Here is a 20,109-nt window from a genome sequence, read left to right as displayed (position 1 = left end):
AGAAGTTGTCTATTTCGGCCTTATCACAACACTTGGCATTACAGGGCTTTTGACCTATGTTATACTTGACCTTGCACTGAAACTTTTTGGACTCGAGTAAAAAAGGGGGCATATGCCCCTTTTTTTTATTTTTATCAGGTAGTTGAACTTTCTGCATCATTGTAAATGTCACCAACAATTGGTTCGTTAAAACCTTTAAATCCTCTCACCGTTTCCACTCTAAACTGGGTTGATTTGTACCATATCTCCTTTGGCGGCTCTTTTACAGGCGTAAGCTGCCATCCCCTCATTTCTTCGTAGTAATCCCAGTTAACATACTCGTTAAAGTTGTGGAGAAGATCCGTTATAACAAGTCCCATATCAAGAAGAACCTTCTGAATCTTTCTCCACTTGTCAAGAGAGGACTCTCTTCTTGTTACACCAAAGTAACCAGCACACCTTTCAGATCTAAGAGTTGCAACACCTCTTCCAACAAAGGCCTTAATCGCCTCTACCGTTTCAGGGGGATCACAAAAGAACGTATCGTAAGCACCTACAACATCGTCAGGAAGAGGCTGTCTCAAATCGTGAACTCTCGCATCAATATTGAGTCCATACTTATCAGAAACCTCTTTGATAAACTTTATAAGCCTTTCGTCGATCTCAAGTATAGTAACCTTTTCAGGAAGTCCTGTAAGGGCAAGAGCAATGCTCATGAGGTCGTCGTCACCAAGAACACAAACCTTTTTTCCTCTCAAATCTCCCCTGTCATCGGCAAGAGCTACCCTTGCAAAGGAGTTTTCAGGTGTAACATAACCCTGATCGTAACAGTGAATGGCCGGTGGTCTATTCTTTTGAATTTCAACAAACTTTTCAAAAGCCTCTTTCAATTCACCATCAATAACAACACCCCTTCCGTTACAGCAGGAACACCTGTGGGAAACGAACGGTTCTATTCCTGTTCTCTTTACAAAATCTGCGCCCTTTTCTGTTAATAGAATCTGGCTCCCTTCAAAAGCAAGCATGCCTTCTCTGTTAAGGATCTTCAAAATTTCTGCTACAAGTGGAAGCGGTTCGTCACAAAGGTCCACTATCTTCCAAAAATCACCGGTTGCAATGACAGCTTTAAGCACCTTTTCAACAGAAACGGGATAAGCCGGAACCTGTGTGTTCTTCTCCGCCTCCTGGGCAACCCTGGTCAAGAATTCCATCTACTTCACCTCCTATTTCTTAAATTCATCTATTACAAAGTTAGGAATCGCAAAAGCACCGTAGTGGATCTCAAGGTTGTAATATTTAAATTTTTTCTTCGTTCTTCTTACAACATCTTTCATCCTTTCAGATAACTCCTCCGGTGAAATTGTAAGAGGATCTTTACCGTTTGACGCAAATGTAAAACTCCACATACCGGAAGGGTAAGAAGGAATAAAAGCAAGATAAGGTCTGACCGTTGAAAAGACCTTTGTAAGATTTGAAACGACCATTACAAACTCTTTTTTCTGAGCAAAAGGTGATTCTGACTGAGTAACAAAAACGCCATCGTCTTTCAGTGCCTTTTTAACATCCTCGTAAAATTCCTTTGAAAACAGAACAGCAGAAGGGCCAGCAGGATCCGAACAGTCAACTACGATCACATCGTATTCATTCTCTTTCCCTTTAACAAACTCTCTCCCATCCTCGTAGTAGATAGAAACTCTCTCATCAGAAAGGCCAGAAGAGATTTCCGGAAACTCTTTTTTACAAAGTTCAACAACCTCTCTATCTATTTCAACCATATCAATATGGTCAGGGGCATGCTTCAGTACTTCTCTAACTGTCCCACCATCACCTCCACCGATAACAAGCACCTTTTCCGGTTTCCTTCCAAGGGTGAAAAGCGGAACATGAACTATCATTTCATGATAGATAAACTCATCCCTGTCAGTAGTTTGAACAGCACCATCAAGAACTAAAATCTTCCCAAAGACCTCAGTCTCAAGGAGCATTATCTCCTGAAACGGCGTACTGTATTTACGGGCACCATAAACGTCAACAGAAAAACCAGCACCGTTAAACATCTCTGTAAACCTTAACATCACTCACCTCCCCAAAACTTTAAAATCATCTCCCTGATTATCTTCGCAGCCAGCATCTGTGTAATGCCTGAGGGATCATAGGGGGGAGATACTTCAACAACATCAAATCCGGCAACTTTTACAGGTGGTAAATTATAGAGAATCTCGAAAAATTCAACCGGATTTCCCCCACAGGGCTCAGGCGTCCCCGTACCAGGTGCAAAAGCTGGATCAAAGTAATCTATGTCAACCGTAAAATAGACAAAACTTTCCTCTCTTAAACGCTCGGGCAATCTTTTAATATCGATTCTTTCTATTAGAGGATTTTCATCTATCAGGTCAAACTCCTCCTTTGTACCGCTCCTTATTCCTATCTGAATTATCCTGCACCCGAGCTCAAGAATTCTCCTCATAACACATGCATGAGAAAACCTCGTCCCAGAATACTCATCCCTCAAGTCGGCATGGGCATCAAAATGGACTATTGTTAGGTCATTATAACTTTTTCTAAGAGACCTAACAACGGGATATGTAACAGAGTGTTCACCGCCTATCATCACTGGAATCTCAAGTCTATCAGCAAAAACTTCCACCTCCTTCACCATTCTTTCAGGTGAAGCGGAAACTTCCACGTTTCCCACATCGGTAAACTCAACATCGACAAGGTCTCTTTTCAAAACAGGACTATAAGTCTCCAAGTTCTCCGAAAAAAAACGAACGCCATCGGGACCGAACCTGGTTCCGGGCCTGAAACAGGTAGTGCCATCGTAGGGAACACCAAAAATAGTAACCTTTCCTGAATCCTTAGCACCGATAAATTTCATCCTTCTCTCCTTGTGGTAAAATTTATACAAACGCCCGCTGAGGAAATTATAAATGGATTACAAAATCAGGGGAACCAATATTTTAGGAATCGAAGTAATCGTAACAAAGGAAAACTGGAATATTGAAGAACTTAAGAAGTTCCTTATTGAAAAAAAAGCCATCTTAAAAAGAATAAGGCTAATAATAACTTTTGATGATATTATACCGGAAGAGAAGGAAATAAAAGAAGTAGCCAATTTCTGTTCCCAACTACCGGAAGTGTTTTTCTCCGGCTTTAAAACAAACAAAAAGGAAACCCGGGATCTATGTGTATCAGCCGGATTCCCCTGCGACATGTCAAAACTTGAACTTGAAAAGCAGACAGAAAGAGCTTCAACGGAAGAGATAAAGTTTATAAAGAAGACCGTCCGTTCCGGCGAAAAGGTTTCGTCCTCAGGAGATATAGCAATACTCGGAGATGTAAATCCGGGAGCAGAAGTTGAAGCCGGAGGAAACGTATATATATTTGGAAGCTTAAGAGGGCTGGTTAAGGCCGGTATCGGGAAAAAAGAGTGTGAAGTAAGAGCACTGTTTGTTCAAACGCCAAGAATGGAAATTTGTGGAAGAGAAAAAATTTTTGAAAGAAATGAAAAATTTTTAAATTTCCGATTAATATATAAAAATGATAAAATCAAAGTACTCGCGATGGAGAGGAGTAAAAATGGCCGATAAAGTTTTCTGCATAACTTCGGGGAAGGGTGGTGTTGGAAAAAGTACCGTAACTGGCAACTTGGCAACAGCACTGGCAATGAAGGGTTACAAAGTTGTAGCCATAGATGCAGATATAGGACTAAGAAACCTCGATTTAATTTTAGGACTTGAAAACAGAATTGTTTATGACATAGTCCATGTTATAGAAGGGGTATGCCCGCCGGAGAAAGCACTCGTAAAAGATAAAAGAACAAAAAACCTTTTCCTGCTTCCGGCAGCACAGACAAAAGATAAAAGTGCCGTTAAACCCGAAGATTTAGTTAGAATAGTTGAATCCCTCAGAGAAAAGTACGACTTTATTTTCATAGATTCCCCTGCAGGAATAGAGGAAGGTTTTAAAACGGCCGTTGCACCTGCCGATGCGATACTCGTTGTAACAAATCCCGAAATGGCGTCTATAAGGGATGCTGACAGAGTCACAGGACTTTGTGAAGCAATGGGAAAACCGGAACCCAAACTTATCGTTAACAGACTCGATCCGGCAAAAGTAAAAAACGGAGACATGTTAGATGCCGAAGATGTTGTTCAAATATTGGGTCTTGAGTTAATAGGCATAGTACCGGAAGATAAAAACATGGTTGCCTGTATAAACAGAGGCGAACCTGCCGTTCTTGTAAAGGAATCTATTGCAGGAAAAGCTCTGAGGAACATCGCCGAAAGAATACTTGGAAAAGAGGTTCCCTTTCTCAAACTTGAAGCAGATAACGGATTTTTATCAAAATTCAGAAAATTATTTGGCGGGAGCTGAAAATGGGATTCTGGCCTTTCAATAAAAAACCAAGTAAAGACGTAGCAAAACAACGTCTTCAGGTAATCCTAAAATACGACAGAGCGGGGCTACCACCCAACGCTGTTGATGCGATTAAAAATGCTATTCTTAACGCCCTGAAAGATTTTCCTTTCGTTGACGTATCAGGAATAAAAATAAACTTCCCGCAGGACGATAGAGAAGAAAAAATTGAACTTGAAATTCCTGTAAAGACAGAACGGAAAGATAAACTTTCTAGTTAGAAAATCAAAGAAAACCAAAATTTATAAATCTAGTCCAGTAAAATAATAACACTAAAACAGATATAAACTTTTCCGATAACCACACGAAAAGAGAAAGGGTATAAGCAGAATAAAAAACAGTTTTTTTAAAATTTTTTCTTCCCGCATCATACAGTAATTCTACCACTTTCAAATAAACAAAAAAGGGGGCTTTAGAGCCCCCTTTCCTTAGAGATAGAAAAAACTAAATTATTCCTGCTCTTCTCCTGTTTCAACAAGCATAACAATAGCCGTTGGCGCAGCATCACCTTTTCTGTAATCGTAGTGAAGTAGCCTTGTGTAACCACCATTTCTATCTGCATATTTAGGTGCTATTTCGTTAACAACCTTAAATGCAACATCTTTTCTGGTAACAATTGCCAAAACTTCTCTTAAAGCCCTTACCTTATCCTCACCTTTCGCCTTTGTAATAACCTTATCTGCCAATCTTCTAAGCTCTTTTGCCCTTGCAACTGTTGTAACAACCTTACCATGTTCCATAAGGTCAGTAACAAGATTCCTGAGCATCATAACTCTGTGCTCTGTAGGCCTGCCGAGCTTCTTTCTCTTTATTCTATGTCTCATTCTTTACCTCCAAGTTCAAGTCCTAATGAGGAAAGAACCTCTTTCACCTGAGCAATGGACTTGTTTCCAAGACCCTTAATCTTCTTAAGATCTGCTTCCGTTAGCTTAACGATATCTCCTACTGTCTCAAGACCGGCTTCTTTCAGTGCCCTTAAAGCCCTTGACTTCAGGCCGGCTTCCTCAAGTGTCATCGATAGCTTCGTGTCAGCTACTTCTTCTTCCTTTTCAACCTCTACAACTGCCGTCTCTGGAGAAGCCTCAGTAAGATTTGCCATAACGGAAGAGAAGTGCTCTATAAGGATTGAACACGCCTTGGCCAAAGCCTCCTTCGGCGTTACACCGCCATCAGTCCATATCTCCATAACAAGCTTATTATAATCTGTTCTTCTCCCTACCCTCGTATCTTCAACTCTGAAGGCAACTTTTCTAACAGGTGAAAAATCAGCATCAAGAGCTATCCATCCGAGTGTTGTTATGTCAAAGATTTCCTGAATCTCTTCTGAAAGTACAAACCCTTTACCCTTATCTATACGAAGGTGCATCTCTATTTCTGAATTTTCATTATCAAGCGTTGCTATCTCCTTATCAGGTGTAAGAAGCTTAACCTGAGAAGGAAGCTCAAAGTCAGAGGCGAACACCTTACCGGGACCCTTCTTTCTAAGCTCAATAAATACAGGGCCATCACCGTAAAGGGCAAACCTTAACTCTTTTATGTTAAGAACGATTTCCGTTAAATCTTCCACCACACCGGGAAGCGTTGTAAATTCGTGCCATGCTCCTTCAAACTTAACAGCCGTTGGAGCAGCACCTTCTATGGAGGAAAGTAGAACCCTTCTCAGTGCATTTCCGACAGTAACACCGTATCCTTTCTCCAGAGGCTCAACGACAAACCTTCCGTAGGTGTCGGTGTGCTCCTCCCAGCGGAACGTTTCCGGCTTGATAAATTCAATCATTATTTTCCTCCACTAAGGGTTAACTATTACTTAGAGTAGAGCTCAACGATGAGGTTTTCAGCGATTGGAATCTCAATCTCTTCTCTTGTAGGCTCTGCCTTAACAATACCTTTAAAGTTTTCAGCATCAAGTTCCAGCCATGAAGGAATTCCCCTCTGCTGAGCAAGTTCCATACCTGAAATAATATCAGGGATGTTTCTGCTTTTCTCTTTAACCTCTATAACGTCTCCCGGCTTAACAAGGAAGGATGGCCTGTTAACCTTCTTACCGTTTACGAGAATGTGACCGTGAACAACAAGCTGTCTTGCGTGCCTGTGTGATTTACCAAAACCCAACCTGTAAACAACATTGTCCAGCCTGCTCTCAAGAAGTTTAAGGAGGTTTTCACCTGTTTGTCCCTTCATCCTCTCGGCCATCTCATAGAAGCGCCTGAATTGCTCTTCCCTTACACCATAGTAGTACTTAACCTTCTGCTTCTCCATAAGCTGACGGCCGTAGTAAGAAATCTTCCTCCTGCTCTTCCCGTGCTGTCCTGGAGGATATGGTCTTCTATCTGTAATAGCCTTCCCTTTCTGAGATTTCTCTTCCCCAACATAAATGTTAACGCCTAAACGGCGAGCTATACGCCATTTTGGTCCTGTATATCTACCCATCAACTACCTCCATTAAACTCTTCTTCTCTTTGGTGGTCTGCAACCATCATGAGGAATAGGAGTAACATCCTTAATCACTTTTACATTTAAACCGGTAGCCGCTATTGCTTTAATAGCAGTCTCCCTGCCACCACCATTTCCCTTAATCCAGATTTCAACGTCCTTAACACCATAATCTGAAATGGCTTTCTTAGCGGCTTTTTCAGCAGCGAGCTGGGCAGCGTAAGGTGTGCTCTTTCTTGTACCCTTGAAACCCACCGTTCCACCGCTTGCCCATGTAAGAACGTTTCCCTCTTTATCGGTAAAGGTGACAATTGTATTGTTAAATGTTGTGTGTATGTGAGCTATTGCATAACCAACAGTTCTTTTCGCCTTCTTCTTGGCACCACCTCTTCTTTTGCCTCTTGCCATCAATTACCTCCTTTACTTCTTAGTAGCCTTTTTCTTACCGGCTACCGTCTTCTTAGGACCTTTTCTCGTTCTGGCATTAGTCCTCGTTCTCTGACCCCTCACTGGAAGACCAAGCCTGTGTCTGATACCTCTGTAACAACCGATATCAATAAGCCTTCTAATGTTCATGGCAATCTCTTTTCTGAGGTCACCTTCAACCTTGTACTCGTTCTCAATAATCTTTCTGATCTTTGCTATCTCTTCTTCTGTAAGATCTTTTACCCTCTTTTCGGGGTCTATGCCGGCTTCCTGACAGATTTTGAATCCGGTTTTAATACCTATTCCATAAATGTAAGCAAGTGAATAGGGAACCTTCTTGTTGTCAGGAATGTCAACACCTGCTATCCTTGCCATTTTTCCTCCTTACTTACCCTGTCTCTGCTTGTGTTTTGGGTTTTCACAAATAACCCTTACCACGCCTTTTCTTTTGATGATTTTGCACTTTGGACAGATCTTCTTCACAGATGGTCTTACCTTCATTCTACCTCTCCGTCATTTAAAGTTTTGTGCCGTTAGCCGCGGTCTTATTTTAAGGGACGGATTATCCTTTCCTGAAAATAATTCTTCCCCTTGTAAGATCGTAGGGACTTAGCTCAACAACCACACGGTCGCCTGGCAGTATTCTAATAAAATGAACCCTCATTTTTCCTGATGCATGAGCAAGAACCTGATGCCCGTTGTCAAGTTCCACCTTAAAGTAAGCATTGGGCAGAGCCTCGACAACCTTTCCTTCTACTTGAATGCCTTTCTCTTTTGCCATGCTTCTCCTCATAAAAGCTTTTAGTTTTAATTAAATTTCCGATAGAATTATATATCCATTTTCCGTAATGGCAACATCGTGCTCAAAATGAGCAGATAGTTTACCATCTTTAGTAACAACCGTCCACCTGTCTCTCTTTACTTTCACCCTATAGGTGCCTTCGTTAACCATCGGCTCTATAGCAAAGGTCATTCCCGGCTCCAGCGTAATGTCAGGATAACCTTTGTAAACGTAGTTTGTTATTTGCGGCTCTTCATGGAGAGATCTGCCAAGGCCGTGTCCTGCATAGTCTCTTACAACCGAAAAACCGTGCCCTTCAACGTACCTCTGTACAGCCCTGGAAATATCTATAAGCTTGTTTCCAGGCAAAGCCTGCTCTATACCTTTGTAGAGAGATTCTTTAGTCACTTTCAAGAGCCTTTCAGCGCTTTCCGAAATTTTCCCGACTGGAAACGTTATGGCAACATCACCATAGAATCCATCTTTTATAACGCCAAAATCGAGGCTGACAATGTCTCCCTCTTTAAACACCTTCTTCTTCGTCGGGAGACCGTGGACAACCTCTTCATTCACAGAAACACAGATGGCTCCGGGAAAGCCAGCATACCCTAAAAAGGCCGGTTTTACACCGTATTCTTTACAGTAACTTTTAGCAAGCTTATCTATATCAAGAGCTGATACTCCCGGCTTTACCTCTTCTCCTATTTTAAGGAGAATCTCCATAGTTAGAGCCGCTGCATTCCTTAATCTGGCTACCTCTTCAGGGCTTTTCAAAATTATCTTTGGTTTAATCCTTTTAACCATTTACTCCTATTGCCTCTTCTATCTTACCTGTAATTTCGTCAATATCCCCAACACCGTTTATCTCTGCCAAAAGACCTTTGCTGGTGTAGTAATCGATAAGAGGTGCTGTTTGTTTTCTGTAAACCTCAAGCCTATTGCGGATAACGTCTTCCTTATCGTCTGCCCTTCCTCTTGCAAGAAGTCTTTTAACTATCTCTTCATCTTCAACGTTAAGGTAGATAACCTTATCAAGTTCCATTCCTATCTCTTTTAAAAGTTCATCAAGAGCTTCAGCCTGAGGAAGCGTTCTTGGAAATCCATCAAGGATAAAACCGTTCTTTCTAACATCATCCTGAGAAAGCCTCTCTTTTATAATGCCTATTATTACATCATCAGGAACAAGCTCTCCCTTGTCCATGTAAGACTTTGCAAGCTTTCCAAGCTCCGTTCCCTCTTTAACAGCCGCCCTGAGGATATCACCGGTAGCAATGTGAGGAACTCCATACTTTTCCGCTATTCTCACAGCCTGAGTCCCCTTACCGGCTCCCGGAGGTCCCAGGAATATAACTTTTATCATCTTACTCCCCCAAATCCAGTTCTCCTGCGTCTCTTTCTCTTTCCTAAGAATCCTTCGTAAGAAACGTTCAGAGCAAAAGCCTCTATCCTTCTCAATGTATCAAGGGCAACACCAACAACGATCAGAAGTGCCGTTCCGCCAAAGTAAAACGGGAAATGCATTTTCTGCATAATTATGAGAGGAACAATAGCTATGGCTGTAAGGAAAACGGCACCTGCAAAGGTCAATCTTGAAACGATCCTGTCAAGATATTCAACCGTGTCCTTACCGGCTCTAACACCCGGAATAAAACCACCTGCCTTGTTAAGGTTGTCGGCAATCTCTTCAGGATTGAAGATAACTGCAGTGTAAAAGTAGGTGAAGAAAAAGATAAGCACACCGTAAATAATCAGATAGGTTGGTGTTCCAGGTGTAAGAATCTGAGCTATCTTCTGAGCCCAGGAAGCGTGGATAAACTTTGTTATTGTTGCTGGAAACATCATAATTGATGCCGCAAAGATAATAGGAATAACGTTAGCAGGGTTAAGCTTTATAGGCAGAAAACTGGTGTATGTTCCGCCAACCTGAGGCGTTGAGCGTTTGGCATACTGAAGAGGAACTCTCCTTTCTGCCATTTCAACGTATATTACAAGTGCAGTCATTGTAAGAATAATAAGGATAATTCCTATCAATTTAAAAAGTGAAAGTTCTCCACTTTTAAACTGCGTAATCACGTTTATAACTGATGAAGGTATTCTGCTGACAATACCTGCAAAGATAAGCAGTGACATACCTTCACCAACACCATGTTCCGTTATCTTCTCGCCAAGCCACATAAGGAATGTTGAACCAGCTACCAGCGTGGTAACGCAGACAAAAATAAATGTGAAACCGGGATTTGGCACTACAGGTATACCTGAAGGACTTTTCATGCCTTGAAGGCCTATAGCTATACCCAAAGCCTGAATAAACGCAAGTGCAACAGAACCGTAGCGGGTGTACTGGTTAATCTTTTTCCTTCCGTACTCACCCTCTTCTTTTGCAAGTTTTTCAAGAGATGGAAACGCAACGGTAAAAAGCTGCATTATAATGGAAGCACTGATGTAAGGCATAACGCCAAGTGCAAAAATTGTCAGCTTTGAAAGCGCACCACCGGAAAAGGCATCCATAAAACCGAACATCGTCCCCTGTGCTCTCTGGAAAAATTCAGAAAGAGCCGCAACATTAATACCCGGAGTTGGTATATGCGCTCCAAGCCTGAAAACGGCAAGGAGCGCAAACGTAAATAGAAGCCTCTTCTTTAATTCCGGTACTTCAAACACATTGGCAAATATCTTGGAAAGGTTCATTTATTACCTCTCTATAATCTCACAAACGCCACCTGCTGCTTCTATCTTTTCCCTGGCAGATGCAGAAAACTTGTGGGCTCTAACTGTGAGCTTAACGTTAATCTCTCCATCCCCAAGAATCTTCACAGGCTTATTTCTCGCAACAAGTCCTGCAGAAGCCAAAACCTCAGGAGTAACCTCCGTTCCCTCTTCAAACCTGTTAAGGTCCTTAACGTTAACAACTTCATACTCTTTCTTGAAAGGATAATTAGAGAATCCTCTTTTTGGAAATCTCATGTAAAGAGGTGTCTGTCCACCTTCAAATCCCGGTCTTGTTCCTCCACTCCATCCGGAACGAGCCTTCTGGCCTTTTTGCCCTCTACCGGAAGTTTTACCAACACCAGAACCATGACCTCTACCAACTCTCTTTTTCTCTCTAACAGCACCTTTATTTGGTTTCAGGTTATGTAATTTAAGTTCCATTTCACTCCTCCAGTGGTTCTACTTTTACAAGCTCTCTAACCTTATCTATCATCCCTTCGATAGCAGGATTTAGCTCTTTAACAGTGCTTCTTCCTCTTTTTCTCAGACCAAGAGCCTCAAGTGTGGCTCTCTTCTTTTTACTCTTTCCGGCAAGCCCTCTTACAAGCGTTATCTTAACCTTAGCCATCTATTACCTCCTGATAATCTCGCCTTCCGGCGTAATTCTTCTTCCCGGAAGCTTCCAGCGTCTTCTAAGCTCTTCGGTAGATACACCACGAAGCTGGGCAAACTCTTCAGGAAGTTTAAGTTTTTCAAGAGCCTTAATAACAGCCCTAACAACGGTGTGTGGGTTTGTTGAACCTATAACTTTCGTAAGAATATCAGTAATACCGGCTGACTCAAGAACTGCACGAACTGGAGCTGATGCAATAACTCCAGTACCAGGGGCAGCCGGTCTCATAATAATGGTTGATGCCCCGAATCTTTCCTGAATTTCAAAAGGTATAGTACCATCAACAACCGGAATTTTTATTAAGTTTTTCTTGGCATCTCCGGTAGCCTTTCTGATAGCATCTGGAACTTCAGACGCCTTACCTCTACCAAATCCAACAACGCCGTTTCCATCACCAACAACTACAAAGGCGGTAAAACTAAATTTTCTACCACCCGTAACTACTTTAGCGTTTCTGTTAATATGAACAAGTCTCTCTTTTAGCTCTAAACCTTCAGGTTTAACCCTCTTAGCCATCAATTACCTCCTTAGAATTCTAAGCCACCTTCTCTGGCACCTTCGGCTATTGCTTTGATTCTACCGTGATAGATAAAACCACCTCTGTCAAATACAACAGAAGTAATACCTTTAGCTTTTGCCCTCTCAGCTATAACCTGACCAACAACCCTTGCCGCTTCAGTTTTAGAGAGACCTTTAACCTTCTCTCTAACCTCTTTGTCAAGCGTTGAAGCAGCAACAAGCGTCTCGCCCTTTGTATCGTCAATAATCTGGGCATACATATGCTTAAGGCTTTTATAAACAGCAAGTCTCGGCCTTTCAGGTGTACCAAAGACTTTCTTTCTAACTCTTCTATGTTTCTTTGCTATTCGCTCTTTTCTCGTCATCTTAGCCATTTTTACCCCTCTTAGTAAAGAGATTACTTCTTAGCTGACTTACCAGCTTTAAGAATGATTCTTTCGCCTCTGTATCTTATACCTTTACCCTTGTAAGGTTCAGGAGGTCTAAAGGATCTGATCTCAGCGGCAACCTGACCAACCTTCTGCTTGTCTATGCCGCGAACAAAAACGTTGTTATCTCTGTCAACCTCTATCTCTATACCTTCAGGAATCTGGTAGAGGACAGGATGGGAAAAACCAAGGTGTAATTCAAGTGTTTTCCCTTTAACAAAAGCCCTATAACCAAGACCTTTAATTTCGAGAACCTTTTCAAAACCCTTAGAAACACCTGTTACCATATTATTTATTATGGCTCTGGTTGTTCCGTGAAGAGCCCTCATCTGCTTTTCGTCGTTAGGCCTTTCAACAATTACCTTGTTGTCTTCCACCTTAATTGTAAGTTTCGGATTAAAAGTGAATTCAAGCTGACCTTTCGGTCCCTTAACAACAACGTGGTTTCCCGGTTTTACTTCAACCGTTACTCCCTGAGGTATCTCAACAGGCATCTTACCTATTCTTGACATAGCTCCACTCCTTCTAAAATTTCTGGTTTTACCATACATAACAGAGAACTTCTCCACCTACACCAAGCTTCCTCGCTTTGTAACCGGGAATAATACCTTTATTGGTGGAGAGAATGGCAACACCAAGTCCCGCTTTAACAAGTGGAATATCTTCAACACCAACGTAAACCCTTCTACCAGGTTTAGAAATTCTTTTTATCTCGTTTATAACTCTTTCTCTGTTTGGACCGTACTTAAGGTGAACTCTGATGAGCTTCTTCTTGTTATCAGGATTTTTTGTCCTCTTAAATGGAACCTCTACGATCTCGTAGTCTTTTATAAATCCTTCCTCTTTGAGAATATTTGCAATTGCCTCGTTCACCTTTGAGTATGGCGCATCTACATACTCTTTATATACAAGGTTGGCGTTGCGAATTCTTGAAAGAAAATCTGCAACAGTATCCATCATCATCTTGCCTTACCTCTCCATCGTGTTTTTACCAGCTTGCCTTTTTGACTCCAGGAATTTTACCCTGGAGAGCAAGCGTTCTGAAACAGAGTCTACACATACCAAACTCTCTTATAAAACCTCTTGGACGTCCACATATTGGACATCTGTTGTACTTTCTGACTTTATACTTTGGCTCTTTCTGAGCTTTTACAATCAAAGCTTTCCTTGCCATTATGCCTCCCTACTGTTATTTCCTGAATGGGAATCCAAAAGCTTCAAGCAGAGCTTTGGCTTCCTCATCCGTTTTTGCAGTCGTGACGATAGTTATATTCATTCCCCTGATAGCATCCACCTTGTCGTAGTCTATTTCAGGGAAAACAACCTGTTCAGTCAAACCAAAATTATAGTTTCCTCTTCCATCAAAAGATCTTGGCGAAAGACCTTTAAAGTCTCTAACCCTTGGAAGGGCAATTGAGATAAGCCTGTCAAGGAAATCGTACATTCTGTCGCCTCTAAGCGTAACTTTAGCACCAATAGGCATTCCCTGACGAAGCTTAAATCCAGCTTCTGACCTTTTCGCCCTCCTCACGGAAGGCTTTTGACCTGTAATGAGTTCAAGATCTCTCATGGCATTTTCAAGAGCTTTAATGTTTTGAACGGCTTCACCAACACCCATGTTAACTACAATCTTTTCTATTTTTGGAATCTCCATAACGTTCTTGTAGTTAAACTTCTTCTGAAGTGCAGGTATAATCTCCTTCTTATACATCTCTTTAAGTCTTGGAACGTACTTCTCAGCCATCTTTCCTCCTTAAAACGCGCGGATTACCGACCCGCCGGTTTGCTGATTTCATCAATAACGGCGCCTGAACGCTTAGCATACCTAATTTTCTTACCGTTTTCAAACCTGATACCAACCCTTGTTGGCTTTCCATCTTTAGGATCAGCAAGCATAACGTTACTTATGTGAATAGGTGCTTCTCTTTCTATAATGCCACCTTCAGGATACTTCTGGCTTGGTTTAAGGTGCTTTTTGATGATTCTTACACCTTCAACGATAACCCTCTCTTCCTCTGGAAGCACTTTGAGAACCTTTCCTACCTTTCCTTTATCCTTGCCGGCAATAACAACAACCTTGTCACCGGCCTTTATTTTGAACTTCTTCTTAGCCATTAGAATCCTCCCTTAAATAACTTCCGGCGCAAGTGAAGCAATTTTAGTAAATCCTTTCTGTCTCGCTTCCCTTGCAACAGGACCTAAAATACGGGTACCAAGGGGTTCACCCTGCTTGTTGAGTATAACGACTGCATTGTCGTCAAACTTTATGTATGTCCCGTCAGGGCGTCTTACCTCTTTCTTTGTTCTAACAACAACCGCCCTGTAAACTTCTCCTTTCTTGGCAGTTGCGTTTGGGATAGAGTCTTTAACGGCAACAACGATAACATCCCCGAGGGACGCATACCTTCTGGTTGAACCGCCAAGCACCCTTATACACTGAACTTTTTTCGCCCCTGTATTATCTGCAACGTTTAAATATGTTTGAACCTGAATCATAGCTCTACTCCTCTTGCGGGGATTTACTCACCAAGTTTCTTGGCTTTTTCAATAATTTCAATAACTCTCCATCTCTTATGTCTTGAGAGGGGTCTTGTTTCCATAATTTTCACAACGTCACCAACCTGACACTGATTTGTCTCATCGTGTGCCATGTACTTTTTGGAAAACTTAACCCTTTTACCGTAAACAGGGTGTCTGAATTCCCTTGTAACACGAACAACTACCGTCTTATCCATCTTGTCGCTTACAACGACACCTACCCTTACTTTTCTTCTATTAACTCTCGTTTCAGCCATTACTTCCTCCAGATTAGAGCTTCACTCCACGCTCTCTGAGAATAGTCAGAATGCGAGCAATCTGCCTCTTTGTTTTTCTAATGTCAGCCGTACTTTCAAGCTGACCAAAGGCATTTTTAAATCTCATTTTCAAAAGGCTCTCCTTGAGCTCGACAACCATGTTTTTGAGCTCTTCAGTGCTTTTAGCCCTCAAATCTTCTGTCAACTTTTTCATTGCTTACCCCTTGATACTTATATTTCTTCCCTTTTAACGATTCTACACTTAATGGGAAGTTTAAAAACAGCAAGCCTTAAAGCTTCCATAGCAACGTCTTCAGCAACACCTGCAACTTCAAACATTATCCTTCCAGGCTTAACAGGTGCTACCCACGTTTCAACGTTACCCTTTCCTTTACCCATACGAGTTTCGAGAGGCTTTTTAGTGTAAGGCTTGTCTGGAAAGATTCTTATCCAGACTTTACCGCCTCTTTTCATAGTTCTTGTCATTGCAACCCTTGCAGCCTCTATCTGGTTAGTCGTGATATAACCGGGCTCAAGGGCCTGAATACCGTAATCACCAAATGAAAGAGTGTTGCCTCTATATGATTTACCTTTGAGTCTTCCTCTCTGCTGCTTCCTAAATTTCGTTCTTTTAGGCATCAACATGGTTACTCACCCCTTGCCATTTCTTCTTTTACTTCTTTTTCGAGTCTCTTGAGAATCTCTTCTGTTTCATCCTTGTAAACGTCACCCTTGTAGATCCACACCTTAACACCGATAACACCGTACTTTGTCTGGGCAACTGCTGTGCCATAATCTATATCTGCACGAATGGTTTGTAAAGGAACCCTTCCTTCACGGTACCATTCTGTCCTTGCCATATCGGCACCACCAAGTCTTCCGGCACACTGCACTTTGATACCTTTGGCACCTGCTCTCATAGCATCAGCAATAACCCGCTTCATCGCACGCCTGAACGCCACACGGCGCTCTAGCTGAGCAGCTACATTCTCAGCAACAAGCTGAGCGTTAAGCTGTGGATGTTTCACCTCTTCAATATCAATATGGACACTTTTCCCTGTAAGTCCTTCAAGGATTCTTCTAAGTTCTCTTACCTGAGTACCCTTTCTGGCTATGAGAAGGCCGGGTCTTGCAGCCCATATTCTGATATTGATCTTGTCGAGTGTCCTCTCAATATCTATACGGGCAATCCCCGCGTGATAGTACTTCTGCTTAATAAGCTTCCTAATCTTAAGGTCTTCATGAAGGAAGTTAACATACTTGCTTTTCTCTTTGGCAACCCATCTGGATTCCCAATCTTTTGTAATTCCAAGTCTAAATCCTACTGGATGTACTTTCTGTCCCAAAGCTTACCCCCGTTATTTTGATTCTTTTTCTCCTACCACAACTGTAATGTGGCAGGTTCTTCTTCTGATAACGTTTGCTCTACCCATAGCACGAGGTTTTACCCTCTTCATTGTAGGGCCTTCGTCAACATAGGCCTTTTTAACAAAGAGAGAATCTACGTCAAGTCCCTTCTGCTCAGCGTTAGCTATAGCACTTTTGAGAACCTTTTCAATCATCTTTGCCGCTTTTCTCGGGCAGTTAGCAAGTATGGCAAGAGCCTCTTCAACATGCTTGCCTCTTATAAGATCGATAACAAGCCTTACTTTAGAGGCTGACATTCTTGCCTTTCTCCAAACGGCTCTTGCCTCAACAGGAGCGGCAAAGCCTCTTTCACCTTCTTTATAGTAGTCTCTGTTCTCAACAGCCATCTTTTACCTCTCCTTACTTCTTCTTGGCAACTTTCTGTCCGGCGTGACCTCTGAATGTTCTGGTAAGGGAAAACTCACCAAGCCTGTGACCTATCATTTGTTCAGTAACATAAACTGGAATAAACTTCTGTCCATTGTAAACTGCAAATGTGTGTCCAACAAATTCAGGTACGATAACACAGGCTCTATCCCATACCTTTATGACTCTCTTTTCACCAGTTTCGTTCATGGCTCTGACTTTCTTCAAAATCTTAGGGTTCACATAGGGACCCTTCTTCAGTGAACGTCCCATCAAAAACCTCCGTTACTTAGTCCTGCGTTTAATGATAAATCTGTCTGAGTACTTACGTTTAGGTCTTGTCTTATATCCTTTAGTAGGCTGACCCCAGGGTGTGACAGGATGCTTGCCGAATGTCCTGCCTTCACCACCACCGTGAGGGTGATCAACAGGGTTCATTGCAGTACCGCGAACCGTTGGTCTAATTCCAAGCCATCTTGACCTTCCAGCTTTACCGATAACAATGTTCTCGTGATCGATGTTTCCGACCTGACCGATCGTTGCCATACAATCAAGGTGAACAAGTCTAAGTTCACCTGAAGGAAGTCTAAGCTGAGCGTAGTCACCAACCTTACCCATAAGCTGGGCAAAAGAACCTGCGGATCTTGCAAGCTGTCCACCTTTCTTTGGCTTAAGCTCAACATTGTGAACAATCGTACCTACAGGTATATTTCTGAGTGGAAGGGCATTTCCTACCTTTATCTCAGCATCTGGACCGGCAACAACAGTATCACCAACTTTGAGACCATCAGGCCATATTATGTACCTTTTTTCACCGTCAGCATAAACAAGAAGAGCAATCCTGGCAGACCTGTTTGGATCATACTCAATAGAAGCAACCTTTGCAGGAATACCTATTTTGTCCCTCTTGAAATCAATAATCCTGTATCTTCTTTTATGTCCACCACCTTTGTGTCTCGTGGTAATTCTTCCCTGGTTATTTCTACCTGTTCCCCTTACAAAACCAACAGTAAGTGACTTCTCAGGCTCTTTCTTTGTAATCTCTGAGAAGTCGGAAACAGTCATAAAACGTCTGCTCGGGGTGTATGGTTTAAACTTCTTTATTCCCATTGCTCAACTCCTCTTACTTACAAGTTCTCAAGGTCAATTTCGTATCCCGGCTTGAGTGTTACTACAGCCTTCTTCCAGTCTCTTTTCTTTCCTTTTAAAAGCCTGATTCCCTTTCTTTTACCTTTAACAACCATGGTGTTAACTTTATCAACCTTAACATTAAAGATCTTTTCTACAGCCTCTTTTATCTCCGGCTTTGTAGCATCCATTGCCACTTCAAAAGTAATCTTCGTAATCTTCCTGGTCTCTTTTGTCTTTGAACTCTTAACTTCCATGTTCGCAAGGCGAACGCTCTTTTCCGTTACAATCGGACGGACGATTATATCATAAGGAGTCTTCATCTTGATAACCTCTCCTCTAATTTAGGTAGAGTGGATTTGAAGAAGATGCACTTATCGTAGCAGAGCATGTCATAAACGTTTAATCCGTCAATTTCAAGAAGCTTTACGTTTGGAAGGTTTCTGAAAGACTTCCATGTGTTCTCTTCAAGTTCAGGAACAACAATCAGAACCTTCTCATTTTCAAGTCCAAGATTCTTGAGAAACTCAACAGCCTGCTTTGTCTTTGGAGTTTCAAAGGCAAAATCTTCAACAACGATTATTGAACCATCACCAAGCTTACCCGCTACAACACTTCTAAGGGCAACCTTCCTAACCTTTTTAGGTAAGTTGTAAGAGTAATCTCTTGGCTTTGGACCAAAAACCACTCCACCACCTACCCACTGAGGTGCACGGATAGAGCCCTGTCTTGCCCTTCCTGTGTGCTTCTGAGGCCAAGGCTTCCTTCCACCACCTCTAACTTCAGCTCTCGTCTTGGTAGAGTGGGTTCCTCTCCTGCGCTTTGCAAGCTGCCACTTAACTGTTTCCCATATAACGTGGCTCTTTATAGGCGCATTAGCTATGTCATCACTTATAGAAACAGTCCCAACTTCCTGATTTGCAGTATTCAACACCTTAATTTCCATAGTTCACCCCTTACTTTCCTTTAACTACTACAAAGGAGCCTTTATGTCCTGGAATAGCACCTTTAACAAGAATAAGGTTTTTCTCCGGAATTACATCAACGATTTCAAGGTTCTTAACCGTAACCTGTGCATTACCATAGTGTCCTGCCATTTTCTTACCCTTGTGCACTCTGCCGGGGAATGCACAGGCACCTATTGAACCAGGACCTTCGTGGAAGTCTGAACCGTGAGACTTTCTACCACCACCAAAGCCCCATCTCTTGTGGTAACCGGCGAAACCGCGACCTTTTGATGTTCCCGTCACATCCACCTTTTCGCCAGGCTGGAAAATTTCAACGGTTATTTTGTCACCAACGTCATACTTATCAACATCATCAAATTTAACTTCTTTAAGAAATCTTACCGGCTTAATACCAGCCTTTTTAAAGTGGCCTAAAAGTGGCTTTGGAAACTTACTCTCAGCCTTGTTTTTTTCCATAAAGCCAAGCTGAAGAGCAGTATAGCCGTCTTTGTCTTCTGTCTTTTTCTGAACAACAGTACACGGACCTGCCTCTATTACAGTAACGGCAAGTGCCTTTCCGTCTTCAGTAAAAACTTGCGTCATACCAATCTTTCTACCGAGGATTCCTTTCATTGTTTCACCTCTTTATTAGTCAAGCTTAATCTCTACATCAACACCGGCGGGAAGCTTGAGATCCATGAGCGCTTCCACGGTTTGAGGTTTTGGATTCTTAATATCAAGAAGTCTCCTATGTCTCCTTATCTCAAACTGCTCCTGCGAATACTTGTACTTGTGCGGAGACCTTATTACGCTCCATACGGAACGTTTTGTCGGAAGAGGAATAGGACCGGCAACAATGGCGCCAGTCCTCTTCACTGTATCAATTATCTCCTGCACTGATCTATCAAGTAATCTATGATCATAAGCCATAAGTTTTATTCTTATGCGATCCTGAGCCATTACCTACCCCTCTTAGTCTAAAATCTCAGTAACAACACCTGCACCTACAGTTCTACCACCTTCACGGATAGCAAATCTGAGTCCCTCTTCTATAGCTACAGGTTTGAGTAGTTCTACTTCAAATGTTACGTTGTCTCCA

37 protein-coding genes and 1 pseudogene are annotated in these 20,109 nt (G+C 42.1%); 3 read left to right on the top strand and 35 right to left on the bottom strand.

Annotated features, from left to right (window positions below):
* Window positions 1-134 precede the first annotated feature (134 nt).
* From MV676_RS08455 to speB, 3 genes are read right to left on the bottom strand one after another with little or no spacing between them, the layout of a single operon-like run.
* Entirely contained in the window at window positions 135-1,190 is a 1,056-nt protein-coding gene (locus tag MV676_RS08455) for a bis-aminopropyl spermidine synthase family protein (RefSeq protein ID WP_297446742.1), read from the bottom strand.
* Between the two features lie 12 nt (window positions 1,191-1,202).
* On the bottom strand, window positions 1,203-2,054 hold the full coding sequence (speE, locus tag MV676_RS08450) for a polyamine aminopropyltransferase (RefSeq protein ID WP_297446740.1): 852 nt from the start codon (window positions 2,052-2,054) through the stop codon (window positions 1,203-1,205).
* Entirely contained in the window at window positions 2,054-2,857 is an 804-nt protein-coding gene (gene speB, locus MV676_RS08445; protein WP_297446738.1) for an agmatinase, read from the bottom strand. Before speB ends, speE begins: the two co-directional genes overlap by 1 nt.
* A 52-nt stretch (window positions 2,858-2,909) precedes the next feature.
* Here speB and MV676_RS08440 point away from each other — a divergent pair, with 52 nt between their 5' ends.
* Genes MV676_RS08440 through MV676_RS08430 form a run of 3 tightly spaced genes read left to right on the top strand, consistent with a single transcriptional unit; the run spans window position 2,910 to window position 4,619 of the window.
* A complete protein-coding gene (locus MV676_RS08440) occupies window positions 2,910-3,569 on the top strand; it encodes a septum site-determining protein MinC (protein WP_297446735.1) in 660 nt (219 codons plus the stop codon).
* Window positions 3,559-4,356 (top strand): septum site-determining protein MinD, encoded by a 798-nt coding sequence (gene minD, locus MV676_RS08435; protein WP_022847319.1) that lies wholly within the window; start codon window positions 3,559-3,561, stop codon window positions 4,354-4,356. The genes MV676_RS08440 and minD overlap by 11 nt, the downstream gene beginning before the upstream one ends.
* 2 nt (window positions 4,357-4,358) lie before the next feature.
* Entirely contained in the window at window positions 4,359-4,619 is a 261-nt protein-coding gene (locus MV676_RS08430) for a cell division topological specificity factor MinE (RefSeq protein ID WP_297446733.1), read from the top strand.
* 228 nt (window positions 4,620-4,847) lie between these two features.
* Here MV676_RS08430 and rplQ read toward each other — a convergent pair whose 3' ends face one another.
* The 32 genes and pseudogenes from rplQ to tuf all read right to left on the bottom strand — a co-directional run.
* Window positions 4,848-5,222, bottom strand: coding sequence for a 50S ribosomal protein L17 (gene rplQ / locus MV676_RS08425; protein ID WP_297446731.1), 375 nt, complete (start codon window positions 5,220-5,222; stop codon window positions 4,848-4,850).
* Window positions 5,219-6,175 carry a DNA-directed RNA polymerase subunit alpha gene (locus tag MV676_RS08420; protein ID WP_022847325.1) on the bottom strand — a complete coding sequence of 319 codons (957 nt, stop codon included), beginning with the start codon at window positions 6,173-6,175 and terminating at the stop codon, window positions 5,219-5,221. The genes rplQ and MV676_RS08420 overlap by 4 nt, the downstream gene beginning before the upstream one ends.
* A 26-nt stretch (window positions 6,176-6,201) precedes the next feature.
* On the bottom strand, window positions 6,202-6,828 hold the full coding sequence (gene rpsD / locus MV676_RS08415) for a 30S ribosomal protein S4 (RefSeq protein ID WP_022847326.1): 627 nt from the start codon (window positions 6,826-6,828) through the stop codon (window positions 6,202-6,204).
* Window positions 6,829-6,840: 12 nt separating this feature from the next.
* Entirely contained in the window at window positions 6,841-7,239 is a 399-nt protein-coding gene (gene rpsK / locus MV676_RS08410; protein ID WP_297446727.1) for a 30S ribosomal protein S11, read from the bottom strand.
* Window positions 7,240-7,251: 12 nt separating this feature from the next.
* Entirely contained in the window at window positions 7,252-7,632 is a 381-nt protein-coding gene (gene rpsM, locus MV676_RS08405; RefSeq protein WP_022847328.1) for a 30S ribosomal protein S13, read from the bottom strand.
* 9 nt (window positions 7,633-7,641) lie between these two features.
* Window positions 7,642-7,758, bottom strand: coding sequence for a 50S ribosomal protein L36 (gene rpmJ, locus MV676_RS08400; RefSeq protein WP_013637834.1), 117 nt, complete (start codon window positions 7,756-7,758; stop codon window positions 7,642-7,644).
* Between the two features lie 61 nt (window positions 7,759-7,819).
* Window positions 7,820-8,038 carry a translation initiation factor IF-1 gene (gene infA / locus MV676_RS08395; protein ID WP_022847329.1) on the bottom strand — a complete coding sequence of 73 codons (219 nt, stop codon included), beginning with the start codon at window positions 8,036-8,038 and terminating at the stop codon, window positions 7,820-7,822.
* A gap of 30 nt (window positions 8,039-8,068) precedes the next feature.
* The gene (gene map, locus MV676_RS08390) at window positions 8,069-8,842 is read right to left on the bottom strand and encodes a type I methionyl aminopeptidase (protein WP_022847330.1); all 774 of its coding nucleotides are present in this window, start codon (window positions 8,840-8,842) and stop codon (window positions 8,069-8,071) included.
* A complete protein-coding gene (locus MV676_RS08385) occupies window positions 8,835-9,398 on the bottom strand; it encodes an adenylate kinase (protein ID WP_022847331.1) in 564 nt (187 codons plus the stop codon). Before MV676_RS08385 ends, map begins: the two co-directional genes overlap by 8 nt.
* Entirely contained in the window at window positions 9,395-10,726 is a 1,332-nt protein-coding gene (secY, locus tag MV676_RS08380) for a preprotein translocase subunit SecY (protein WP_022847332.1), read from the bottom strand. The genes MV676_RS08385 and secY overlap by 4 nt, the downstream gene beginning before the upstream one ends.
* 3 nt (window positions 10,727-10,729) lie before the next feature.
* Window positions 10,730-11,188 carry a 50S ribosomal protein L15 gene (gene rplO, locus MV676_RS08375; RefSeq protein ID WP_022847333.1) on the bottom strand — a complete coding sequence of 153 codons (459 nt, stop codon included), beginning with the start codon at window positions 11,186-11,188 and terminating at the stop codon, window positions 10,730-10,732.
* Between the two features lies 1 nt (window position 11,189).
* Window positions 11,190-11,375 (bottom strand): 50S ribosomal protein L30, encoded by a 186-nt coding sequence (gene rpmD, locus MV676_RS08370; RefSeq protein ID WP_022847334.1) that lies wholly within the window; start codon window positions 11,373-11,375, stop codon window positions 11,190-11,192.
* A 3-nt stretch (window positions 11,376-11,378) separates the two neighbouring features.
* Complete coding sequence (gene rpsE, locus MV676_RS08365; protein WP_297446717.1) at window positions 11,379-11,936, bottom strand: 30S ribosomal protein S5; 558 nt, start codon at window positions 11,934-11,936, stop codon at window positions 11,379-11,381.
* Window positions 11,937-11,947: 11 nt separating this feature from the next.
* Window positions 11,948-12,313 (bottom strand): 50S ribosomal protein L18, encoded by a 366-nt coding sequence (gene rplR / locus MV676_RS08360; protein WP_022847336.1) that lies wholly within the window; start codon window positions 12,311-12,313, stop codon window positions 11,948-11,950.
* Window positions 12,314-12,336: 23 nt separating this feature from the next.
* Window positions 12,337-12,879, bottom strand: coding sequence for a 50S ribosomal protein L6 (gene rplF, locus MV676_RS08355; protein WP_027720063.1), 543 nt, complete (start codon window positions 12,877-12,879; stop codon window positions 12,337-12,339).
* A 28-nt stretch (window positions 12,880-12,907) separates the two neighbouring features.
* Window positions 12,908-13,330 (bottom strand): 30S ribosomal protein S8, encoded by a 423-nt coding sequence (rpsH, locus tag MV676_RS08350; protein ID WP_022847338.1) that lies wholly within the window; start codon window positions 13,328-13,330, stop codon window positions 12,908-12,910.
* A 25-nt stretch (window positions 13,331-13,355) separates the two neighbouring features.
* The gene (locus MV676_RS08345; RefSeq protein ID WP_022847339.1) at window positions 13,356-13,541 is read right to left on the bottom strand and encodes a type Z 30S ribosomal protein S14; all 186 of its coding nucleotides are present in this window, start codon (window positions 13,539-13,541) and stop codon (window positions 13,356-13,358) included.
* 15 nt (window positions 13,542-13,556) lie between these two features.
* Window positions 13,557-14,111 (bottom strand): 50S ribosomal protein L5, encoded by a 555-nt coding sequence (gene rplE, locus MV676_RS08340; RefSeq protein ID WP_022847340.1) that lies wholly within the window; start codon window positions 14,109-14,111, stop codon window positions 13,557-13,559.
* Between the two features lie 23 nt (window positions 14,112-14,134).
* Complete coding sequence (gene rplX / locus MV676_RS08335; RefSeq protein ID WP_297446709.1) at window positions 14,135-14,482, bottom strand: 50S ribosomal protein L24; 348 nt, start codon at window positions 14,480-14,482, stop codon at window positions 14,135-14,137.
* Window positions 14,483-14,494: 12 nt separating this feature from the next.
* Window positions 14,495-14,863: a 50S ribosomal protein L14 gene (rplN, locus tag MV676_RS08330; protein WP_022847342.1), complete on the bottom strand. Its 369-nt coding sequence runs from the start codon at window positions 14,861-14,863 to the stop codon at window positions 14,495-14,497.
* 23 nt (window positions 14,864-14,886) lie between these two features.
* On the bottom strand, window positions 14,887-15,162 hold the full coding sequence (gene rpsQ, locus MV676_RS08325) for a 30S ribosomal protein S17 (RefSeq protein WP_022847343.1): 276 nt from the start codon (window positions 15,160-15,162) through the stop codon (window positions 14,887-14,889).
* Window positions 15,163-15,175: 13 nt separating this feature from the next.
* Window positions 15,176-15,376: a 50S ribosomal protein L29 gene (gene rpmC / locus MV676_RS08320; RefSeq protein WP_027720064.1), complete on the bottom strand. Its 201-nt coding sequence runs from the start codon at window positions 15,374-15,376 to the stop codon at window positions 15,176-15,178.
* Between the two features lie 17 nt (window positions 15,377-15,393).
* The gene (rplP, locus tag MV676_RS08315; RefSeq protein WP_297446703.1) at window positions 15,394-15,807 is read right to left on the bottom strand and encodes a 50S ribosomal protein L16; all 414 of its coding nucleotides are present in this window, start codon (window positions 15,805-15,807) and stop codon (window positions 15,394-15,396) included.
* A 2-nt stretch (window positions 15,808-15,809) separates the two neighbouring features.
* On the bottom strand, window positions 15,810-16,508 hold the full coding sequence (gene rpsC, locus MV676_RS08310; protein WP_022847345.1) for a 30S ribosomal protein S3: 699 nt from the start codon (window positions 16,506-16,508) through the stop codon (window positions 15,810-15,812).
* 12 nt (window positions 16,509-16,520) lie between these two features.
* A complete protein-coding gene (gene rplV / locus MV676_RS08305) occupies window positions 16,521-16,916 on the bottom strand; it encodes a 50S ribosomal protein L22 (RefSeq protein WP_022847346.1) in 396 nt (131 codons plus the stop codon).
* Between the two features lie 13 nt (window positions 16,917-16,929).
* Window positions 16,930-17,208, bottom strand: coding sequence for a 30S ribosomal protein S19 (rpsS, locus tag MV676_RS08300; protein ID WP_022847347.1), 279 nt, complete (start codon window positions 17,206-17,208; stop codon window positions 16,930-16,932).
* Window positions 17,209-17,220: 12 nt separating this feature from the next.
* Window positions 17,221-18,045: a 50S ribosomal protein L2 gene (gene rplB, locus MV676_RS08295; protein ID WP_022847348.1), complete on the bottom strand. Its 825-nt coding sequence runs from the start codon at window positions 18,043-18,045 to the stop codon at window positions 17,221-17,223.
* A gap of 17 nt (window positions 18,046-18,062) precedes the next feature.
* Window positions 18,063-18,386: a 50S ribosomal protein L23 gene (gene rplW / locus MV676_RS08290; RefSeq protein WP_022847349.1), complete on the bottom strand. Its 324-nt coding sequence runs from the start codon at window positions 18,384-18,386 to the stop codon at window positions 18,063-18,065.
* On the bottom strand, window positions 18,383-19,009 hold the full coding sequence (gene rplD / locus MV676_RS08285; protein ID WP_297446699.1) for a 50S ribosomal protein L4: 627 nt from the start codon (window positions 19,007-19,009) through the stop codon (window positions 18,383-18,385). Before rplD ends, rplW begins: the two co-directional genes overlap by 4 nt.
* 10 nt (window positions 19,010-19,019) lie before the next feature.
* Window positions 19,020-19,643 (bottom strand): 50S ribosomal protein L3, encoded by a 624-nt coding sequence (gene rplC, locus MV676_RS08280; RefSeq protein ID WP_022847351.1) that lies wholly within the window; start codon window positions 19,641-19,643, stop codon window positions 19,020-19,022.
* A gap of 15 nt (window positions 19,644-19,658) precedes the next feature.
* A complete protein-coding gene (gene rpsJ, locus MV676_RS08275) occupies window positions 19,659-19,970 on the bottom strand; it encodes a 30S ribosomal protein S10 (protein WP_022847352.1) in 312 nt (103 codons plus the stop codon).
* A gap of 12 nt (window positions 19,971-19,982) precedes the next feature.
* Window positions 19,983-20,109: pseudogene (gene tuf, locus MV676_RS08270) on the bottom strand (elongation factor Tu); the annotation flags it as partial.

Origin of the sequence: Desulfurobacterium sp., assembly GCF_027028515.1 — a bacterium.
GTDB lineage: Bacteria > Aquificota > Aquificia > Desulfurobacteriales > Desulfurobacteriaceae > Desulfurobacterium_A.
Note: the sequence above shows the minus strand (reverse complement) of the source record. Positions and strands in the feature narration are given on the sequence as shown.

Coding starts and splice junctions, on each gene's coding strand:
- rpsQ (WP_022847343.1), bottom strand. CDS start 15,162: ATGGCTGAAACGAGAGTTAATAGAAGAAAAGTAAGGGTAGGTGTCGTT.
- rpmJ (WP_013637834.1), bottom strand. CDS start 7,758: ATGAAGGTAAGACCATCTGTGAAGAAGATCTGTCCAAAGTGCAAAATC.
- MV676_RS08420 (WP_022847325.1), bottom strand. CDS start 6,175: ATGATTGAATTTATCAAGCCGGAAACGTTCCGCTGGGAGGAGCACACC.
- rplO (WP_022847333.1), bottom strand. CDS start 11,188: ATGGAACTTAAATTACATAACCTGAAACCAAATAAAGGTGCTGTTAGA.
- rpsS (WP_022847347.1), bottom strand. CDS start 17,208: ATGGGACGTTCACTGAAGAAGGGTCCCTATGTGAACCCTAAGATTTTG.
- rplQ (WP_297446731.1), bottom strand. CDS start 5,222: ATGAGACATAGAATAAAGAGAAAGAAGCTCGGCAGGCCTACAGAGCAC.
- map (WP_022847330.1), bottom strand. CDS start 8,842: ATGGTTAAAAGGATTAAACCAAAGATAATTTTGAAAAGCCCTGAAGAG.
- rpsH (WP_022847338.1), bottom strand. CDS start 13,330: ATGATGATGGATACTGTTGCAGATTTTCTTTCAAGAATTCGCAACGCC.
- rplF (WP_027720063.1), bottom strand. CDS start 12,879: ATGTCAAGAATAGGTAAGATGCCTGTTGAGATACCTCAGGGAGTAACG.
- rplD (WP_297446699.1), bottom strand. CDS start 19,009: ATGGAAATTAAGGTGTTGAATACTGCAAATCAGGAAGTTGGGACTGTT.
- rplE (WP_022847340.1), bottom strand. CDS start 14,111: ATGGCTGAGAAGTACGTTCCAAGACTTAAAGAGATGTATAAGAAGGAG.
- secY (WP_022847332.1), bottom strand. CDS start 10,726: ATGAACCTTTCCAAGATATTTGCCAATGTGTTTGAAGTACCGGAATTA.
- rplP (WP_297446703.1), bottom strand. CDS start 15,807: ATGTTGATGCCTAAAAGAACGAAATTTAGGAAGCAGCAGAGAGGAAGA.
- rpsJ (WP_022847352.1), bottom strand. CDS start 19,970: ATGGCTCAGGATCGCATAAGAATAAAACTTATGGCTTATGATCATAGA.
- rpsK (WP_297446727.1), bottom strand. CDS start 7,239: ATGGCAAGAGGCAAAAGAAGAGGTGGTGCCAAGAAGAAGGCGAAAAGA.
- rpsD (WP_022847326.1), bottom strand. CDS start 6,828: ATGGGTAGATATACAGGACCAAAATGGCGTATAGCTCGCCGTTTAGGC.
- MV676_RS08430 (WP_297446733.1), top strand. CDS start 4,359: ATGGGATTCTGGCCTTTCAATAAAAAACCAAGTAAAGACGTAGCAAAA.
- rplN (WP_022847342.1), bottom strand. CDS start 14,863: ATGATTCAGGTTCAAACATATTTAAACGTTGCAGATAATACAGGGGCG.
- rplC (WP_022847351.1), bottom strand. CDS start 19,643: ATGAAAGGAATCCTCGGTAGAAAGATTGGTATGACGCAAGTTTTTACT.
- rplB (WP_022847348.1), bottom strand. CDS start 18,045: ATGGGAATAAAGAAGTTTAAACCATACACCCCGAGCAGACGTTTTATG.
- infA (WP_022847329.1), bottom strand. CDS start 8,038: ATGGCAAAAGAGAAAGGCATTCAAGTAGAAGGAAAGGTTGTCGAGGCT.
- rpmD (WP_022847334.1), bottom strand. CDS start 11,375: ATGGCTAAGGTTAAGATAACGCTTGTAAGAGGGCTTGCCGGAAAGAGT.
- speE (WP_297446740.1), bottom strand. CDS start 2,054: ATGTTAAGGTTTACAGAGATGTTTAACGGTGCTGGTTTTTCTGTTGAC.
- speB (WP_297446738.1), bottom strand. CDS start 2,857: ATGAAATTTATCGGTGCTAAGGATTCAGGAAAGGTTACTATTTTTGGT.
- MV676_RS08385 (WP_022847331.1), bottom strand. CDS start 9,398: ATGATAAAAGTTATATTCCTGGGACCTCCGGGAGCCGGTAAGGGGACT.
- rpsE (WP_297446717.1), bottom strand. CDS start 11,936: ATGGCTAAGAGGGTTAAACCTGAAGGTTTAGAGCTAAAAGAGAGACTT.
- MV676_RS08345 (WP_022847339.1), bottom strand. CDS start 13,541: ATGGCAAGGAAAGCTTTGATTGTAAAAGCTCAGAAAGAGCCAAAGTAT.
- MV676_RS08455 (WP_297446742.1), bottom strand. CDS start 1,190: ATGGAATTCTTGACCAGGGTTGCCCAGGAGGCGGAGAAGAACACACAG.
- rpmC (WP_027720064.1), bottom strand. CDS start 15,376: ATGAAAAAGTTGACAGAAGATTTGAGGGCTAAAAGCACTGAAGAGCTC.
- minD (WP_022847319.1), top strand. CDS start 3,559: ATGGCCGATAAAGTTTTCTGCATAACTTCGGGGAAGGGTGGTGTTGGA.
- MV676_RS08440 (WP_297446735.1), top strand. CDS start 2,910: ATGGATTACAAAATCAGGGGAACCAATATTTTAGGAATCGAAGTAATC.
- rplR (WP_022847336.1), bottom strand. CDS start 12,313: ATGGCTAAGATGACGAGAAAAGAGCGAATAGCAAAGAAACATAGAAGA.
- rplX (WP_297446709.1), bottom strand. CDS start 14,482: ATGGCTAAGAAGAAGTTCAAAATAAAGGCCGGTGACAAGGTTGTTGTT.
- rpsM (WP_022847328.1), bottom strand. CDS start 7,632: ATGGCAAGGATAGCAGGTGTTGACATTCCTGACAACAAGAAGGTTCCC.
- rplW (WP_022847349.1), bottom strand. CDS start 18,386: ATGAAGACTCCTTATGATATAATCGTCCGTCCGATTGTAACGGAAAAG.
- rplV (WP_022847346.1), bottom strand. CDS start 16,916: ATGGCTGTTGAGAACAGAGACTACTATAAAGAAGGTGAAAGAGGCTTT.